The sequence below is a fragment of the Prolixibacter denitrificans genome (assembly GCF_003014495.1).
Classification (GTDB): domain Bacteria; phylum Bacteroidota; class Bacteroidia; order Bacteroidales; family Prolixibacteraceae; genus Prolixibacter; species Prolixibacter denitrificans.
The window spans coordinates 209,654-227,647 of sequence record NZ_PYGC01000001.1 but is presented as its reverse complement, the minus strand read 5'-3'; the positions used below and the strand labels follow the sequence as shown (position 1 = coordinate 227,647).

At 43.8% G+C, this 17,994-nt stretch carries 13 protein-coding genes; all 13 read right to left on the bottom strand.

Annotated elements, in window-relative coordinates:
- Nucleotides 1–13: 13 nt before the first annotated feature.
- On the bottom strand, nucleotides 14–3,286 hold the full coding sequence (locus CLV93_RS01035; protein ID WP_106540313.1) for a tape measure protein: 3,273 nt from the start codon (nucleotides 3,284–3,286) through the stop codon (nucleotides 14–16).
- A 12-nt stretch (nucleotides 3,287–3,298) separates the two neighbouring features.
- Nucleotides 3,299–3,889: a hypothetical protein gene (locus CLV93_RS01030; RefSeq protein WP_106540312.1), complete on the bottom strand. Its 591-nt coding sequence runs from the start codon at nucleotides 3,887–3,889 to the stop codon at nucleotides 3,299–3,301.
- A gap of 16 nt (nucleotides 3,890–3,905) precedes the next feature.
- Nucleotides 3,906–4,634 carry a hypothetical protein gene (locus CLV93_RS01025; protein WP_106540311.1) on the bottom strand — a complete coding sequence of 243 codons (729 nt, stop codon included), beginning with the start codon at nucleotides 4,632–4,634 and terminating at the stop codon, nucleotides 3,906–3,908.
- Between the two features lie 197 nt (nucleotides 4,635–4,831).
- Nucleotides 4,832–5,434 (bottom strand): P-loop NTPase family protein, encoded by a 603-nt coding sequence (locus tag CLV93_RS01020; protein ID WP_106540310.1) that lies wholly within the window; start codon nucleotides 5,432–5,434, stop codon nucleotides 4,832–4,834.
- Nucleotides 5,428–6,198 carry a hypothetical protein gene (locus CLV93_RS01015; protein WP_106540309.1) on the bottom strand — a complete coding sequence of 257 codons (771 nt, stop codon included), beginning with the start codon at nucleotides 6,196–6,198 and terminating at the stop codon, nucleotides 5,428–5,430. Before CLV93_RS01015 ends, CLV93_RS01020 begins: the two co-directional genes overlap by 7 nt.
- 5 nt (nucleotides 6,199–6,203) lie before the next feature.
- Nucleotides 6,204–6,488 (bottom strand): DUF3853 family protein, encoded by a 285-nt coding sequence (locus tag CLV93_RS01010; RefSeq protein WP_170108832.1) that lies wholly within the window; start codon nucleotides 6,486–6,488, stop codon nucleotides 6,204–6,206.
- A gap of 80 nt (nucleotides 6,489–6,568) precedes the next feature.
- Nucleotides 6,569–7,345, bottom strand: a complete 777-nt coding sequence (locus CLV93_RS01005; RefSeq protein WP_106540307.1) for a hypothetical protein — start codon at nucleotides 7,343–7,345, stop codon at nucleotides 6,569–6,571.
- Between the two features lie 2 nt (nucleotides 7,346–7,347).
- On the bottom strand, nucleotides 7,348–8,628 hold the full coding sequence (locus CLV93_RS01000) for a tyrosine-type recombinase/integrase (protein WP_106540306.1): 1,281 nt from the start codon (nucleotides 8,626–8,628) through the stop codon (nucleotides 7,348–7,350).
- 288 nt (nucleotides 8,629–8,916) lie between these two features.
- Nucleotides 8,917–11,238, bottom strand: coding sequence for a glycoside hydrolase family 3 protein (locus CLV93_RS00995; RefSeq protein ID WP_106540305.1), 2,322 nt, complete (start codon nucleotides 11,236–11,238; stop codon nucleotides 8,917–8,919).
- Nucleotides 11,239–11,266: 28 nt separating this feature from the next.
- A complete protein-coding gene (locus CLV93_RS00990; protein ID WP_106540304.1) occupies nucleotides 11,267–12,214 on the bottom strand; it encodes a sugar phosphate isomerase/epimerase family protein in 948 nt (315 codons plus the stop codon).
- Between the two features lie 212 nt (nucleotides 12,215–12,426).
- Entirely contained in the window at nucleotides 12,427–14,097 is a 1,671-nt protein-coding gene (locus tag CLV93_RS00985) for a carboxylesterase/lipase family protein (protein ID WP_106540303.1), read from the bottom strand.
- 20 nt (nucleotides 14,098–14,117) lie between these two features.
- On the bottom strand, nucleotides 14,118–15,791 hold the full coding sequence (locus CLV93_RS00980; protein WP_106540302.1) for a carboxylesterase/lipase family protein: 1,674 nt from the start codon (nucleotides 15,789–15,791) through the stop codon (nucleotides 14,118–14,120).
- A 415-nt stretch (nucleotides 15,792–16,206) separates the two neighbouring features.
- Nucleotides 16,207–17,973 (bottom strand): glycoside hydrolase family 13 protein, encoded by a 1,767-nt coding sequence (locus CLV93_RS00975; protein ID WP_211297712.1) that lies wholly within the window; start codon nucleotides 17,971–17,973, stop codon nucleotides 16,207–16,209.
- Between the last annotated feature and the right edge of the window lie 21 nt (nucleotides 17,974–17,994).

Below are 17,994 nucleotides of genomic sequence, written 5' to 3'. Positions count from 1 at the left end.
CATTGCTGCCTGATTATATTCTGCTTCCGCTTGTGCTTAGCTTCGCTAGTCTGGAATCGATAGAATCCAGCTTTTTCAGATAATCACTGTTTCTTGCAATTGTACCGGTATTCGCCTCAATCTTTGCCAGATGAGTGATGGCCAACTTTGAATTGTCGCGTATCGCCCGGGTATCTAAAGCTGTCCGGTTCCATAATCCTACCAGTTCAGAAGCAGTATCTTCGGTAATGGACCGGCTAACCTGTCCGGCTAATCCTGAAGCAGCATCTGCAGTTGAGCTGATATTGATTCCAATATCTGCAAGAGCCTGTTGAGCTTGTTCAAATGCTGGTCCTACCTGGTCGGCAATATTCTGAATCGATTGTTTGAATTTATCAGCTTCCTGCGTAGTCAATCCACCTTGTGTATCAGACACCAGCTGGTCAATTGCATCCTGAATAGGCTTGGTAAGTAACTTTGCCGTTAATTGGTCAATGATGACCTTCCGGATAATATTGTCAACAGCTTTTCCCCATGATTCAGCCGCATCCGTTCCGTCAATGAAAGCCTGGGCAATTGAATCGGCCAAATCCTGAACAGTGGTACCGGTGATATCCTGCGTCATTGAATCCATTTGCGCCTTTAGCTCGTTGTAGCTTTGTAAAATGGCTTCAATCGCTTTGCGCTGGTCGTCGGAAATGCTCTCAGAAAGCAACCTACTTGAAAGTGTTTTAATACTCTCTTCAAGGCTGGCCACCTCATCACGTACAATACCATAATAACTGACGGCAGTAGAGCCTGAGTTACCAGTATAGTTTCGCCTGCCTGAATATTGACCATCGAGTTGTTTTGCCAGATTCGCAGCTTCTTTTGTCAGGCTTGATATTTGACTATTGATGAGGGCCAAATTTTGACGGATATTCCTGGAGCCAATATTTGCGAGGGCTTCGTTCGCAATATTGACAGAATTGACCAACTTCTCGATGTTCTTCTGAACATTCTCGTAGTGCACCGAAATAGCTTCATTCGCCTTTAGGAATTGTGAAAGCATTGAATCAATTATCTTGATACTACCTCCCAATACGTCACCCCGGGCGATATCGGCGATGCCGCTCATAGCGTTCAGACCATCCTGTAAAACTTTCGACTGGTCCTCTGTGAGGCCAAGCTGTTGAGAATATTTAGCAACCAGATGCCCGGTGGCATAAAGCATATTGTCGAGCGTCTGCATATTCTTTTCAAATATCTTCTGCTGACGTTTCTTCTCTTCGGTGATTTGCTTTTCTACCTTTAGGTTTGCCTGAGAAAGCAACTTCTGAGTTTCGAGCCCCTGTTTCGTATTACTCAAACCACCCGACAATTGAGAGCCGGTTTTTGGCGTCAATTTTTTCGGGATGGGTGAAGAGTTCAGTTTAATGCCTTCACCGGCTGCAAATATTTCAATCTGGATCTTCTCCCCGATAGTCTTTGCCTTCTCATACAGGTCTTTTAGGTAATCTTCAAAAGTCTTTTTGCCTTCAGTGACATATTTTGAATCTGCCACATACTGCTTTCTTGACTCCTCTGAAATAAGGCTTGCATAATCCTGGTAATCCTTTTTCGCAGCTTTTAATTGGGCTTTGAATTTATCCTCATCGAACCCGGGTACACCGCCGCCACCTCCACCTCCGTTACCTTTCCCGGATGTCCGGTCATTGATGTCCTTTATGATTTTGTTGTATTCGTCTTTGAATCTCTTTAAAATGTATTGGATGTTATCTATGAATTGCTGCCTAAATGCTCCCTGCACACCTTCAACGATCGAGCCTCCAACAGCGTATTTACCCATAACATCCTTTATGAGGTCTTTATTCTTGCCCACAAATTCTTTATTGAACTTATCAACACTCATCTTTGATACCTCATCAATCAGGCTCTGATATTTCCGGACGTTCTTATATAGTGAAGTGGCCTGTTGTGATAGTGCTTCGAGTTCAATCTTCTCTTTCAGTTGATTCTTGACGTTTATCAGTGCCTTCTCGATATCCTGATAGGCCGTCTTTTCAGTAAGTAGATTCTTCAGATAACTACCATATTGTGAATTGATGGTATTGATAACTTTCGCCCGGTCTCCTGATTGATTGTTTACATTTTTCAGCTTCCCGAGAAGTACGTCAATGTTTGCAATCTCCTTATCGATACCTTCACCTGCGGCATCTTTTGCACTCTGTTTAATCTGGTCAATCTTCTCAGTGGTTTTATCAGCTTCTTTCCCAAATAATGCAAGAGAAGTAATTAGAGCTGTAAATGCACCCACTACTAACCCAATAGGACTAGCTTTCTGCAATAGGTTAAGCGTTTTTTGTGCAATAGCTGTTTCTTTCAGGGCTTTTGCCAGCGACCCGGCAGCTTGTGCCTGTTCAATCAATCCGGCCACAATTTCAGCAGCCTTATATGCTCCGGCTGTAGCAATCAATACCTTGATAATATCAATTATGCTTTGGTAGTTGGCAACCAGCGTCTGGGCGAACCCAATGGTATCGTAAATCATTCCTTGATTTGCTTTACCCATGTTGTTCAGCATCAAATCCCAACTATCCTGTAAGTTGGAAACCATACCAAGGATTGAATGAGATTGCTTCTCCATCATGCCGGCAAACATGCCGCCGTCTGCCGTTAGCTTATGCAGCACATCCTGCAGGTCCTGGAATGAGATTTTACTTTGGCTGGCCATGGTGTAAATGGCACTTTCGGCCACACCATACTTTTTCGCCAGTTCCGAAACGAGTGGAATACCCCTTTCCAAAAACATGTTCATCTCTTCGGCCTGTAGTTTACCTTTGGCTTTCACTTTTCCGTATGCAGATATCAGCTCGCTAAGTGGAGTATTCAGCCCGGATGCGAGGTCACCTAATTCTGTAAGAGTGGGAATAATGTCATTGGCGCCTACCTGGAATGCAAGAAGCTGCTTGGTACCTTTGCTAATATCTTTCAATTCAAATGGGGTAGTGGCGGCAAACTGTGTCACTTGCTGCATGAGCCTGTCGGCCTTATCCTTACTTTTGAGCATCGTCTGCAAAGAGATATCCAGCTGCTCAAACTCACCTCGTACAGAACCTACTTGTTTAGCAAACTCAGCCATTGACCGAAGAGAGAAATACCCGGCAATGGCACCACCGACAGCTCTGAAGGTGTCATCCATTCGCTTACCCTGCGCAATGGAATTATCGGCCATCTTTTCGATTTTTTTATTGACATTTTCGATATCGGCATATAGCTTCCTAACGTCAAGGTCAACAACAAAATATAATGCTCCCGTGTCGCTCATGATGCTTATTTTTTACAGTTCCATTACCGCTGCCTTATCCTTTACAAGGAATTGGCAAAACTTGACCATTGCCTTTAGTTTCTCATCGGCACCGTTCATTATCTTATACATTACCTCTTGCTTGCCCTCAAGATTAGACAGGTGGTCCATCTTTATGTATTTCTGATTGAACAGCCTCAACTCCTCGTCATTCAATACGCGACTAGACAATAACCTCAAGACGTTCATTTCCCTTACCACATCGCCTGAGATATCCCGCTGCATCTCTGTTTCATCCGTTAAAAGGAGGTGGGATACATTCACATTGTCATCGATGGGGAGCCGGTTGAGTACTTTCCGGTGAAAGTCGGAGCGGGGAGAGAAGGCGTTGATTTTAATCATGCCTAGGATGTAGGTGTGCAGCTCGTTGTAGTTGCCGTACTTGCGCCCTAACAAATCGAGGACCTTCCCCCGGTCCATATCTCCCAGGACAATCTCCAGGACAAAATTCAGAAGCTCGGAGCCTAAATTGGTCAGGCCATTACGCGAGGCGTGAAAATTGGCATAGTCAAGAAACTTTCGGTAGTTCTTTTCGATGTATTGATCGAGGTCTTTATCTGTCATGATTAGGTAGGTTTAGTTAATTTTTTGAGCGATAGTCTGGGATAATGGTTTCGAGTATCTCGCGGCGGTTCAGCATAGCCTCTATGTAGGCTATCTTTGACAAAAGACTGAGCATATTCAGGTAAGACATAAATACCCGGTTCCGTTTGTACCTCATTGAGATCATAAGTTCACGAAGATGGGAATCCATACTTGCCATGGATCCTGCACTCTCAATATTCTCCTTTACAATAAATTCGATATCATCAATGAGGTACTGCGTAATTGATTCTACCCGTTCCCTTACTGATAAAACCCCTTTATTGAAGGAGCCGGATAGAAACGCCTTTAATTTCCGCTTGTCGAATGAGAATGATTCTACTTCATCGACAGAAAAAGAAGATGCGGGAAGGTTATTGAGGTTGATGTTAAATATCCGGACCAGCTCATCCTGATTAAAAGTCCTGTCCGAGGATGATAGGGCTTTTTTTGCTCTGTCGTTCATCTTGAGCTCCGCGCGCTTCCAATGCTTCAGTGCGGCGTCCTCTGCGTACAAAATCATCGATTCGGAGAGTAGATGTATTAAAGTTTCAATCTTTTGTTTGGTCGCCACAGACCGCCAAATGCCACTCTTCGCCAAACCTGTCGAGCTCAATGTGACAGATGAAATGAGCTTTGACAATTCATCGACAAAGGCCGAAAATATCTTTGAAACGTCCATCAGGACCGATTCATTCAAAGTTGTTTGGTAAGTGCTTTCTGACATATTTTTCGCATTTAGGTTAAAATGGAAAGAGTGAATTCTATTTTTAATGCCTATCTTTTGCTGTAAAAATTAGATGCCTGATTATCAGCGTGTGGTATGATTGTGGTGAAAAAATATTTTTCAATTTTTTTATGCTTCAGGACATATAGTAACTGTGATATTAATGGGGATGGGGCTGATTAAAAATGAGCTGCTACTTACTGCGGTCTTAAGCTAACTCCTTCAAATTTCACGACTTTACAAAGCCTGGCAATTCTATCTAAAGTTCTTTCGTCGTAGCGTTTCATAATCTGCTCTGAATTCAAGTTGGATGAAACAAAAAGGGGCTTTAGATTAGTTTCGCATACGTTGACAATCCGCATAAAACCTTCGAACCTTTCTCCATAATTGTTTACTGCCGCCTCTGTTCCTAGATCATCAATACACACAAATGGACGGTTCGCTATTTGTTCTAGTTTATTGGGGATTTCCTCCGCTGAAACCGGGTGAATGTTTTTTCTAAACTTCACATGAAAAAGCAGTGGAATAACCTGCATAATGATAACAGACTTTCCGCGCCCCATGTCGCCTGTGAGGAACAATCCTTTGCCTCTGGTGTCATGCATCCAATTTACTACATGGTCATACTCATGTTGCCAGATAAACGGCCGTGCAGTGTGGTCAACATATTTGAATGCATCCTCAAAAAGCTTTTTGCATTCCGGAACGGTGCCAAACGAAAAGGATGTTGCTTTGCGTATCACATCCACTTTTGCAATCTGAAGATTCTTCAGCGCCTCGTTGAAATTTACATTTACCATTCTAATTTTTTTTGGTATTTATTCGTATGTAATTTTTGTCCTATCCTAAATCCTTTCTCTGATTCAGATTTCTTATAGTCATACTTTCCTTCCAATACTTTTATGAAATTTTCAGGTTTGAACAGCCATCCAAAATCGGCTATCCAGTTTCTTCCGTTTTGTCCGGAAAGAAATGTAGATTTTGAAGCGTTCGTGAGCATCGATTTAACGCTATCTATTCCATGTTCACGAATTCGGGCATTGATGGATTGAATTCTTTTATCCGTTAAAGCTTTTACTGGAGGAAGCGAAACGCAAGTTTCGTTATAGAAATCTATGATTTCTCTTATTCTTACATTATTCCCTTCTTCTTTGTTATTGTTCTTAGTGGAGCCCTGTCTTTTCTTTCGTGTTTCCTTCGTATTTCCTTCGCTGTTGCCTACGTAGTTTTCTGGGTCTTGATAATAGTCGTATTTACAGATTGTTACGATTAGTCCTCGCGTTGCCTTCGCTGTTTCTACCATATTTCTTTCGCGTAGCCTTCCTAGAGATTTCGTAAGCTGCGGTTTTGAATACTTCTTCTTCCTGTATCCAACCCACCAGTGAAGGTCCTCGGCAATCCCCGATAGGTTGAAAAAACCTTCCCCCCGTCTGTATTTGCCATTATCTTTATGGTTTACTTTCCTGAGAAGGTAAAACCATAACTCTCTCACAACTGGAGATTCATGTATGATGTCGGATTGGTCGATAGCTCTAGGCTGCAATATGTATCCTTCTGGTATCACTGGGATTATTTCGAGTGATTTGATCTGGCGGTTTTCTCTTTCAGCCCTTCTTCCACCTCATCTGAATAAGCATACAGATTTTTACCGACCCAATACACTGGAAATAAACCTTTGTCCTTTAGTGCTTGAGCGGTGCGTACGGAACATTTAAGATATTTGGCTATTCCACGGATGCCATTTAGTTTTTGCCTATTGGTTTTTTCGACTCTTGTTGGCCCGTGTTTTAATTCGATGAGGAGTTCTTCAATTGTGCTTAGCCGAGCGTCAATTACTTCAAAAGGATTATTCATTTTACACAAGATTTGATGTTTCTTGTGTAAAGGTCGCATGAAGAAAAAGCTGTGACCGGTTATAACCGGTTATAAAAAAATTAATATTCTTTCAGTAGTCTCTTTTCTAGTATTTTAACCTCGTCGGTTGGTTTTGTCTTCTTGTTTTCTGGCAACAACTCTATTACAGATTTAACAAGACCTATTATATTTTTCATCTTTATTTTGGTTCCAGGGTCTCCAGTTCTGTTAGATGTCTTTGAATAAAACGTGAAATTTTGATATAATTTCTCTCCTGATGTTTTGGATGTAAAACCGTATTTTTTTGCAATTTCTGGACCGTTGTCTCTGGTAATTAGTTCACCTTCGTAATAATATTTAAGTGCAATTTGGGGTATAGATAAGCTCTGTTTTCTGGTTGAAATATCAGTCTCAGGTGTAGATTTTGTTTTTACATACCAAACAAAATCAGGTCTTTCTTCAGTGGATGTTTTGATATTGTTTTCCATGATTTCGGTAAAATCTATACCATCATATTGCAGACAGGCTTCCGAAACGTCAGTTATCAGGCCATTAAGAACAAGTTTGCAATTTTTAATGTATTCGTATTCTGATTTGGTCCAATTGTCAGGAATATATTGACGTTTCAACAAACCCAAATTATAATCCTTTCCCTGATTAAAAATTCTTCTAAAAAAGAAATTTAAAAACCCGGTTCGCTGTTCATCGTTTTGGAAATGGAATAGTTCTTCTATTATACTTTCGGTAGCCTTTATTTCCAGGTCGGCCCAATCTATATCATTCTCCTTTTCAATATAATCAGGATTATATAGGCCATCGAGAATTTCAATCAGTCTTAAATATGGTTTATCGCTCATATCTATTCCTCCAACAGCATTTTGTTAAACTTCATCCTTTTTTCAGGCGGAAACAAGCCGATGTAACCTTGTGTTATGCTTTTTTTTGTTGAATGTCCCATTGCCTGGCTAATATATCGTTCAGATACACCTGCAATAGTTAAATTAGTTGCAAAGGAATGTCGCGCCCATGTCATGCTTAGGTTTTTCTCTATCCCAAGTATCTTGCAAGCTACCTGTATCCGACTCCGAATATTTGAGTTGTGTTGTGTTACAATGTCTTTTATCCTGAATGGATCTGTTTCTCCATTCAGGATTTGTGGGAAAACAAAATTGTCAGGCTCCGGAACATCTCCGTAGTTGTCCAGTATTTTCTGCACCTCTGGAATAATTGGTATTATTATCTCGACATCCTCATCTGTCGTGTCTTTTGTTTTTTCACGTATGAATTTTAATTCGGTTTTACCAGACTCGAAATAGTGTTTCTCATATTTCAACTGGGCGATATCGGCGAGATTTAAGCCATTACCTAAATACGAGAACATCCAGAAGTTTATTGCTTCAACCACAGCGTCAGCATATCCCTTCAACCATTCCTCCGGAGGTTCAAATCGCATTAATTTTTTAATGGTGGAAACGTCTAAAAATTCATCTTTGCGACTCCTACCTCTCCTTATTATGACTTTCCCCCGGCCAAATGGGTACTGATTTCTTTTTATTAGGCCTTGTCTTATGCAATCATTTACAACGGCTCTACAGGCCCTAAAATATATTCCCTGAGTAGTGTTGCTTAGACCGTTTCTCTCCATCTTGCTTTTCCACTTCTCAATCATCAATTGTGAAACACTGCTGAAATCGATATTTGTTCCAACAGCAGATGAGAAAGAGTTTAAGGCATTAAGATAACTCTTGCGCGTCCCTACTTTTTTACTATCCGCGAAATCCTTCCAAAATATTGAAAAGTTGGATGACTTCTCTCCAGTCAAACTTGACTTTAAATTGTCGAAGTTGAATGAGTTTTCCCTTAAGAGGTAATCAACGTTCGCTTTTACCTTGTCATAGATTGCTATTTGGGATTTCTTTATTTCAAAGTTTATCCCTCTTTTGGCAGATTTGGATATCTTCTCCCACTCATCCAAAGTACATCTGAGACCTGTACGGTAATAGATTGTCTTCCTCTCTTTATTTACTCTTACTGCAACCGGTAATTTGTCAGTTGGTCGCCTGGTATCCAATGTGAGAGCCAATGTGACATTTTCAATTCTGTCTTTTCGAATTTCTGTAAATGCTTTGTCTTTTTGCATACTAAATAACTGCGTGAAATCAATGTGAAATCACAAGTGTATTATTAAGTAAATCTAAGAAAAACAAAACAAACACAGAAGCAATTGAATAACAAAATTTTATATGATATCCAATACACCAATAAAAACAATCAAGAACAAAATTTACTGACTCTTAATCAGCGGGTCCAGGGTTCGAATCCCTGCAGACCGACAGAAAATGAAAGGCCTGTAAATCGCAAGATTTACAGGCCTTTCTGTTTTTAGCTATCAGAAATGTTTCTGGTTAGGGACAAGGTTCGCGGTAGCTTATTTGTATTTGGCTACCCGTTCGTCGTCGATTACTCCGCTCCAGTTCATGCCATAGGCAAAATCGTACGTGTGACCTTCCGAGTCAACATAGCATTCCATGTCGCGCGGAACATCTTCCTTTTGTTCTTCCACAGTTTTCATATTGGCCGGCATTTGGAAAGGCAGCAAAGCTGAAGGCTCTGCGGCTCCGGACAGAATATCCATAATGGCCTGATCCTGCACACCCATGTGAATGAGAATGGCATTCGAATTCTTTTCAATCTCCGAGAAAACCATCGGCTTGGAAACTTTGATGACAACCACAACAGGCTTGACGCCCATTTTCGCTTTGGTATCGTTCACCATTCCCATATCGAATTGATTGTGTGTGGTGACTGTTTTTCCTTTGTAGGTGCGGTTCGTGAAATCCTCGAACGGACTGCCGCCGGCAATACTCGGGTCGCGCGCGTATTCGGCCGTGTATTCTCCATACTGCAAGCTGATGGGGAGGTAGCCGTTTCCGCCTTTTTTCAAATCCTCACGATCGTAGCCAACTCCGCCATCGGGACTTTCGATGCCGACGAGCGCGAAGTCTGCTTCTTCAGGATTGTCAACCACCTCGAAATATTTATTGACAATGTCCATGTTGAACGGATATTCCTTTTTCTCGGGTGTCGCAAAACCAAACCAGTTTTTACCTGCCGGTGTGTAACGAATCGGTACATATACTTTCAACTGTTTTTTCACCGGAAGGATGTGATTCTGGTTTTTCAACAGGACAATGGACCGAAGCTGAGCATCATAACCTGCCTTCATGAATTCCGGATTACCGACGATTTTTTCAGTTTCAGCTACATCCAGGTATGGATTTTCGAACAAGCCTACCCGGAAGATATTTCGGAGCAGACGAACGGCTGACTGTTCGAATCGCTTGCGCATGTATTCTTCACCATGTTCGGCAACGCCCATTTTGTATGCTTCGATAACGGGACTCATTTCATTGTTTCCGCCAAACTGGTCTACTCCGGCTTCGATGGCTTTATAGTGACGTTGTGCTTCGCTCAGATTTTCAACTCCCCAGCATTTCCCCTGGAACAGGTCGACGGCCTTCGTGTCTTTGGTAATCATCCAGTCGGTGCAAACCACGCCATCGTAGCCGTATTTACCACGAAGCAAGTCCGTAATCAGGTATTTGCTATAGCTGTTTCCTACATTCTCCCCGTTGACTGTATCCTGATTAAAGGAAATGGTATAATATGGCATTAATGCTGATGCCATTTGGGTTGCTCCGTTCAGTTTGAAAGCCCCTTCGGTGAAAGGTTTCAAATGATCTTTCAGGTTATTGCCCGGATAAACAGCGTATTTTCCATAACCAAAATGCGCATCGCGGCCACCTTCTTCCGGGCCACCGCCCGGCCAATGTTTAACCATGGCGTTCACGCTTTTGTAGCCCCATCCGTTGGCAACTTCATCTTTACCAATGGAAGTTTGGAAGCCGTCGACATAAGCCCGGGCCATATCAGTCGTCAAATCGGGATCGCCACCCATGGTTCCTTCGAAGCGGCTCCAGCGAGGTTCCGTTCCGAGGTCGATTTGAGGTGAAAGAGCCGTTGCAATCCCCAACGCGCGATATTCCGCGGAAGCGATTTCGCCAAATTGTTTCATCAAATCAGGATCGAAAGAAGCGGCAATGCCGACCGTTCCCGGCCACATGGAGATTTTCCCTCCAGCGCCGGCATTGTATTCCGCATTCGAATCGGTTCCGTGGCGCGGGTCAGAGCTATTGTTTACAGGAATTCCCATGCCAATGCCTTCGACCAGTGCCTGGGCATTGTTGTTCCATTGGGCCGCAACTCCCGGACTTTCCACGGTTGTGATAAGAACATGCCGCAGGTTGTCCTCTGTCAGGAATTTCTTTTGTTCATCAGACAAAGCACTCGGTTTCAGACCGCTTTCGTCGAACGATTTTCCATTGTAAGTTGAAGTGAAAAAGCCTCCCGGTCGTCCGGGAATTGCCTGATGCGCGCTATAAAGCATGAGCCCCGCAATTTGTTCTACCGACATTTTACTGGCCAAATCTTTCGCTCGTTCATCCACCGGAAGTCGCCAGTCCTCGTACTTGTCGAGTTGACCATTTTTATTCAGGTCTTTAAATCCCAAACGATCGACTGTCAGAATTTTTACTCCGGTGTTCGGTGAATAGCCAACGGTAGCTCCAGCCTGGTTGTGGACGAGCACAAAATCACCTTTGTCTTCGGTCGTATATTTCGGACCGCACCCTGAGATACCGATAGTGAGTACAAACAGGGAAAGCGAGATTATTTTTATGAAAGATTTCATTATGTTATAGTTGATTGCTTATAGGCTGTTAACTGTTTCTGACGAATGAAGCATTGGCCAGGTAGTCGAAGCATTGTTTTACTCCTTCAAACTGGTTCATGCCTTTTTTCACTTGCTCCAGTTCTACGTAATATGAATTCAAACCGTTTTCGTAAGCCTTGTTGAAGATATTTTCGAAGTTCATCATCCCTGACTGGCCCAGCACTTCCCGATCTTTGATATGTAATACCGGGAAACGGTCCGGGTATTTTTCGAAATACTCCAGCGGATCGTTTTGTCCCATGACGGTCCAGTACACATCCATCTCATAAAACACTAAATCCGGGTTGGTCCCGTTAAGCATCAGGTCATAAATGACGTCGCCGACCGGCATCCACCACGGAGCATTCTTCTTTTTGTCTTCTTCCGTAAGAATACGCTTGAATTCCATGTGGTGGTTGTGATAGCCCCACTTTATACCGGCATCTTTCGCGATTTCTCCAGCCTGGTTGAAAACGTCGCAAACCAGGGCGGCATCGTCATGATTTTCGATTTTGGGCATACCAGGTTGAACCAGCGTGGTGGCTCCCAGTTTTACATGGTCTTCAACGGTTTTCTTCCAGTAATCGGCGATCTGAGCAACATTCCCTTTGTTGTACTCGCGGGTGTCTGGATTAACGTGCGAACTACGGATTTCCAGGCCAGCATCTTCCACAATCTTACGATACTCATCCATGCCGTACTGTCCCATTTTTCTGTCGCGGTAGCCGGCAAGCTCGATGTAGCTGTAGCCCATATCGGCTATCTTTTTCATTCCGTTTGGAACATCATCGGTCAGTTCTTTTCCCAGCGAATAAATCTGCAGGCCAACTTTTTTTGACGGGCCGGCCATTTTATTCAATGTTTTGGATGCGAATGCGGGAGCAGCACTTCCGCCCAGCACTCCTCCAACGGTAATCAGCGAAAGCTTTTTTAAAAACTCGCGTTTTGTTGTCATGATGTTTTTAGTTTAGATTAGTTGAACAACAATTAATTGTTGTTTTTAATATGATATAGGTTAGCAATTCATCAGGCGTTAAATGTCAATGCGTCCGAACGACACAATAATAATGTAACATTCTGGAAAATAAAAGAAAAATGACCGGAAAATGCCTGAGTTTAACTGGAACTAATCAAAATGAAAAAGTGGCTTCCGGTCATTTATAATCGTTAGATTAGATTTCTGGCTTCCCGGTCCGGGTCGTTTTTCACTTTGGAGCGGTCGTTCAAAATCATGGTTTCACCTTTTTCTACTGTATACTGCGGCCATTCGGGCAGACCTCCTCCGTTCGGATTACCGGTTTTCATAAACTGAATCAGTGTTCCCGACATTTTATCAGACAACATTCTCGGGCGTTTTCCACCTCCGCTGTGCGTTAGCATGAGGTCGGTGTTGGCGAACCAGAACGAGATATCGAGACAATGGAAAGCCCGCATGCGGTTGTCGAACAGTGGTGGTTGCCAACCAAACCAGGCTACATAAACCGGCGCTTTTTGATTGGCTTTGGCATTGGCCGTTTCGACAACGCCTTTTCGGTTACTGCTAATCATAATGGCCAATTCAACGGGTTTAGCATCCGGGAACGCTTTGGCATATGCAGCGTAAACTTCGGGCGCTTTATCACCCAATCCACCGCCAAAGCCAGCCCATTTCTTCAGCATCTCGATGGCTTTATCAGCTGTCATTTTTTCCAGCTCCGGATTGGTCCGGCTCATGGCCCACTCATGAAACGTACTGCTAATAAGCATCGGCACATCCGAAGACAGGCCATTTGGTTCGGTGTAAAATTTCCCTTTCGGAATATTTTTTCCATCGGCTACGGGCGCGAAACCACCCCTGAATCCTCTGTTTTCACCAGTATCTTCCCTCATTTTTTTGAGAGCCTTGTTGGCCAAAAGAATATATTCCTTCCAGGGCATCTCCTGCAATTTGTCTATCTCGGAAGATGTCAGATTGGCTTCTTTCAAAACGTATTCTCCCAGTTTCCTGGAATAGTTTTGGTCCATTGCTTCGGTGGTCGAGCCACTCAGGGGAACTGCTTTGTGGAACGTACCTTTTGCATCGGGCATCGCCGTGAGAATACAAACTTTAGCACCTCCGCCGGATTGTCCCATGATCGTTACATTACGCGGATCTCCGCCAAAATTGGCGATGTTATTTTGTACCCATTTCAGTGCAGCGACCATATCGAGCGCCCCCACGTTACCGGAATCGGCATATTTTTCTCCACCTACACCAGACAAATCAGAGAAACCGATGGGACCAAGGCGATGATTTATCGATACAAAAACAGTATCGCCTTTGCGACTGAAATTTTCGCCGTCGTAGCCATCCTGCTCAATACCGTTACCGTTGGTGTAACCTCCTCCGTGTAACCAAACCAATACCGGCCGTTTCTTTTTATCGATGGCTGGAGTCCAGATGTTCAACTTGAGGCAATCTTCACTCACATCATCGTAATTCCAGTGGTCGACAAACGAAGCATAAGCGTTCGCATACCGGCCATCCATGATTTGCGGAGCCGTATTTCCCCACCAAACGGCAGGCAGAATTTCTTTCCATGGTTCCGGTTTTTGTGGCGGCATAAAGCGGTTCTTTCCACCTGTATCGGCTCCGTACGGAATTCCACGAAATTGGTGTATTCCGCGAAGAATAAAGCCTCTAACCTTACCGTATTCTGTTTCTGCTATCGCGATATCGTCGCCAATAAAGAGTTGCTGGTCATCGTCGTTCACTGAAGGTTGTTCGGTTGCCATTCCTGAAAAAGGAAGAGATGCCAGGCTGGCACCGGCTGCTCCGGCACCCAAAGTTTTAAAGAAACTACGTCGGTTTGTCTTCATGATTTAGTTAGGTTTTATCTTTAACTCAATGCTTTTCGCCACATGCTTAGTTCTGTGGCGTATCGGTCATAAATTACTTCACAGGAAGAGTCGATACGCATGGTGGGACGATTGTCCAGGTTATAGGCCGGCCAAGTTGGTTGTCCTTTTGCTGAAGGGACACTCGTCCTGGCGAAGGAAGTCCACAGTTGGCACATGTTGTCCGAAGCAGCAAAACGCTCAGGCCGATTGCCGGCCATACTGGAACTTCGGTGACCCGATTTGTCCAGCACATTATCGATGTTGTGAAACTTGAATGGAATATCCAGCGCGTGCATCGAGCCAAATTCATAGTCGGTGCCCGGAACTTTCAAATCAGATTTGTAACCGAAGTTGTAGAGATAAGCCGGAGCGCCACCCTGTTTTGTTTTCCTTTCGGCGATGGTGATGGAGCCCAATCCCATGATCAGGATGGAGCGGATGGCAATAAAGAGCTGGGTTGGTGTGGCTTTGGGATAAGCTTCCCGGTACGTGTCGACAACCAACTGAGCTTTATCTCCCAGGATGGACTCAATTCGCTGGTATAATTTCTCCTGAGTTAGTTGAAAGGCTTCAGTGTCTCCGGAAACCATTGCAAAAAAGATGAACTCATCTTCGTTCCACCCAACCTGCAACGGTTTCTCTTTTGAGAGGGAGGGAGCTATCGGATCAAACGGATGAGTTGAGAGAACAACTCCATCGACCACCGGACCGAACCCGCCTTTGCCAGCTGCACCAATGCCATGGAAACCGGCGATTTGAGAAAGGTCTCCCATCTTTTGCAGTTGCTCTTGCGCATCGAGAAGTACCGAAGGAGGAAGTTTCAGGAGTTTCCTCCAGTCGGTACGTGCTATTCCCAGTCGTTTCAGTAACAACTCGGTGGTTTCAGCTGCGACATCAGCTGTTTTCATCATTACGCCCGGTCCGCTTTCAATGGAGGCTTTGTGAAAATACGGTGCTGCTTCGGGCATGGCATAGAGGCAGGATGTTTTTGCTCCACCACCTGATTCGCCAAAAATCATCACATTATCGGGATCGCCGCCGAAAGCTGAAATATTTTCATTAACCCATTTCAACGCGATAGCGATGTCCTGAATTCCGCGGTTTCCGGAGCCGGCATATTCATCGCCGGCAATTTCATCAAGGTAAAGATAACCGAGCAAACCCAGCCGATGATTGGTGGCGACAACCACGACATCATACATCCGGGCGAGGTTGGAACCGTCTTGTGCTACACTTCCGGCCGAACCGGTTCTAAAACCACCACCGTGATTGTAAACCATGACGGGTCTTTTCTTATCGTCGTTGGCGGGCGTCCAGATGTTAAGCGTCAGGCAATCTTCTGCCGGATCGGGTTCATTGATGCCATAGGTTTGATTGGGAGGCTGAATGGAAGGCGGTCCCAGTCGCGTGGCTTCCCTGACACCGGTCCATGGTTTTAGTGCGGCCGGCTTTAAGAAACGTCGCTCGCCGGATACACTTCCCGCATAGGGAACACCTTTATAAATATTCACACCCTCCGTTCGCAATCCACGAAGCTTGCCATAAGACGTTTCCACTTCTACATCGGTAGACGAAAAAGACAATGACGAATGAGCAAGATGAGGCAAAGCGAGTGCCGGAAGAATTCCGAAGGCAGTACGACGAAAAAAATCTCTTCGTGTAAGATACTTCATGTCAGGTTTAGTTATGTTTCGGTAACAAAATACTAAAGCAAAAACACTTCTTCGCCGGGAAACTAAATTGGTTTAGCATCGACGAAGAAGTTAGGTTGAGAGACTATATTGGTAAACAGATTCCGGTTTTGTTTTTTGCAAACTTCTTCACTAGAGAGTTTTATGTAAAGATATTGTTTGTGTCGTTTGGCTAATTCAGTCAATAATCATTCGTCTAAGTTGATTTTCTGTTAGACTATGATATTCTCATTGTGTTTAATCAACACAATAAAAATATTAAAAAAAAAATGGTGTGCGAGCACGTCACTTCAATTCCGTTGAATTTTGGAATCATTATAAACAAAAAGGGCTCCCAATAAAGGAGCCCTTGTGGTGGAAAACATGTCAGCTTTGGTGTCGAGGTAAAATCTTCAAATCAGAGTTGATAAACTTTGGCTTCGTAAGGTCTCAACGATAATGGATTTTCTTTTTCAGCTGTTTTCGAATAGTTGCCAATTAATTGTTTGGCATTTTTCATGTTAACCGGAAGATGAGCATCAGCCTGATGATCGGTGAAGTTGAGCAGAATCAACATTTTCCGGCCGTTGAGTTCACGAGTGTATGCATACACGTTGGGATTGTCCTGATCGAGCAACTCATATTTTCCGTAAACCATTATGAGGTTGTTTTTCCGGAACTGAACCATTTTGCGGAAATAGTTGAGGGTAGAATTGGGATCTTTTTCTTCTACCGCTTCATTGACCGTTTTGTAATTTGGGTTCACTTTTATCCACGGTGTCCCGGAAGTAAAACCTGCATTGGCTGTCGTATCCCATTGAAAAGGTGTTCGGCCATTATCGCGTGCAATCATCTTTTCGTTGTTCAGGAAGCGCTGCAAGTCACCACCGGTTTCCTTGATGTGCTCGTAAATGTGCAGGGTTTCGATGTCCCGGTAATCACTGATGCTGTCGAATTTGATGTTGTCCATTCCCAGTTCGTCACCAAAATAGTAGTAAGGAGTTCCATGCATTGTCAACAGGAAAGTTGTCAGCATTTTGGACGAGAGCTCCCGGTATTCCGGTGAATCATTTCCCCACCGGGTGACCATTCTGGGCATATCGTGGTTACCCAGGAAAATAGTTCCCCAGCCTCTTTCTCCGTAAACGCTGTCCCATTTGGTGTAAATCTTTTTGAACTGTACCAGGCTGACTCCGTTGGAATCCAGGTCGCGGTACTCTCCACCTTTTAAACCAAGTCCCATCACTTCAAAGTTGTATAGCATGTTCAGCTCCTGACGCTTCGGATCGACGAAATTCATGGCTTCGTCGCTGGTGACGCCAGCACCTTCGGCTACCGTCATGATATCGTAGTGACTCAGGACTTTCTGGTTCATTTCATGCAAATACTGGTGCAGATGTGGTCCGTTAGCGTAGTAATGCAGGAAGTTACCGTGGTATTTTTTCGGAAGTGGAGGGAAGGTCGTATCCTTTGAAATAAACGGAATCACATCCATCCGGAAACCGTCGATGCCTTTGTCGAACCAATAGCGCATCATGCTGTAGATTTTCTTACGAACCTCAGGATTTTCCCAATTCAAATCGGGTTGTGAACGAGCGAAGTAGTGCAGATAATAGGCATTGGTCGTCGAATCGTATTTCCATGCATTGTTGTCAACATCGAAATAGCTGTACCGTTTGGCAGGTTTTCCCTTTTCGGCCGGCCACCAGTGGTAGAAGTGCCGGTAAGGGTTGGTGCGCGAACTACGTGATTGTTTGAACCACTCATGGTCGCTGCTGGTGTGATTGACCACCAGGTCGAGTACCAGTTTCAGACCACGACGGTGCATTCCATTCAGCAAGCTATCGAAATCAGCCATGGTCCCGAATTCTTTCATAATTTTCCGGTAATCGCTGATATCGTATCCATTATCATGATTAGGGGAGGCGTAGATTGGGTTCAGCCAGATGACATTCACGCCCAAACTTTTAATGTAGTCGAGCTTGGAGATAATTCCCTTCAAGTCACCGACTCCATCTCCGTTACTGTCTTTAAAACTTCGCGGATAAATCTGGTAAACAACGGCTTCTTTCCACCATTTTCGGTTCGGAATGGATTGGTCATCCTTTTTTGTGGGTGACTGGCATGCTGCCATGGCTGTTAAAATGGCCACCGTCAGCAGAGCAAAATATTTTCTGACTTTCATAACAAAAATGATTTAAATTAA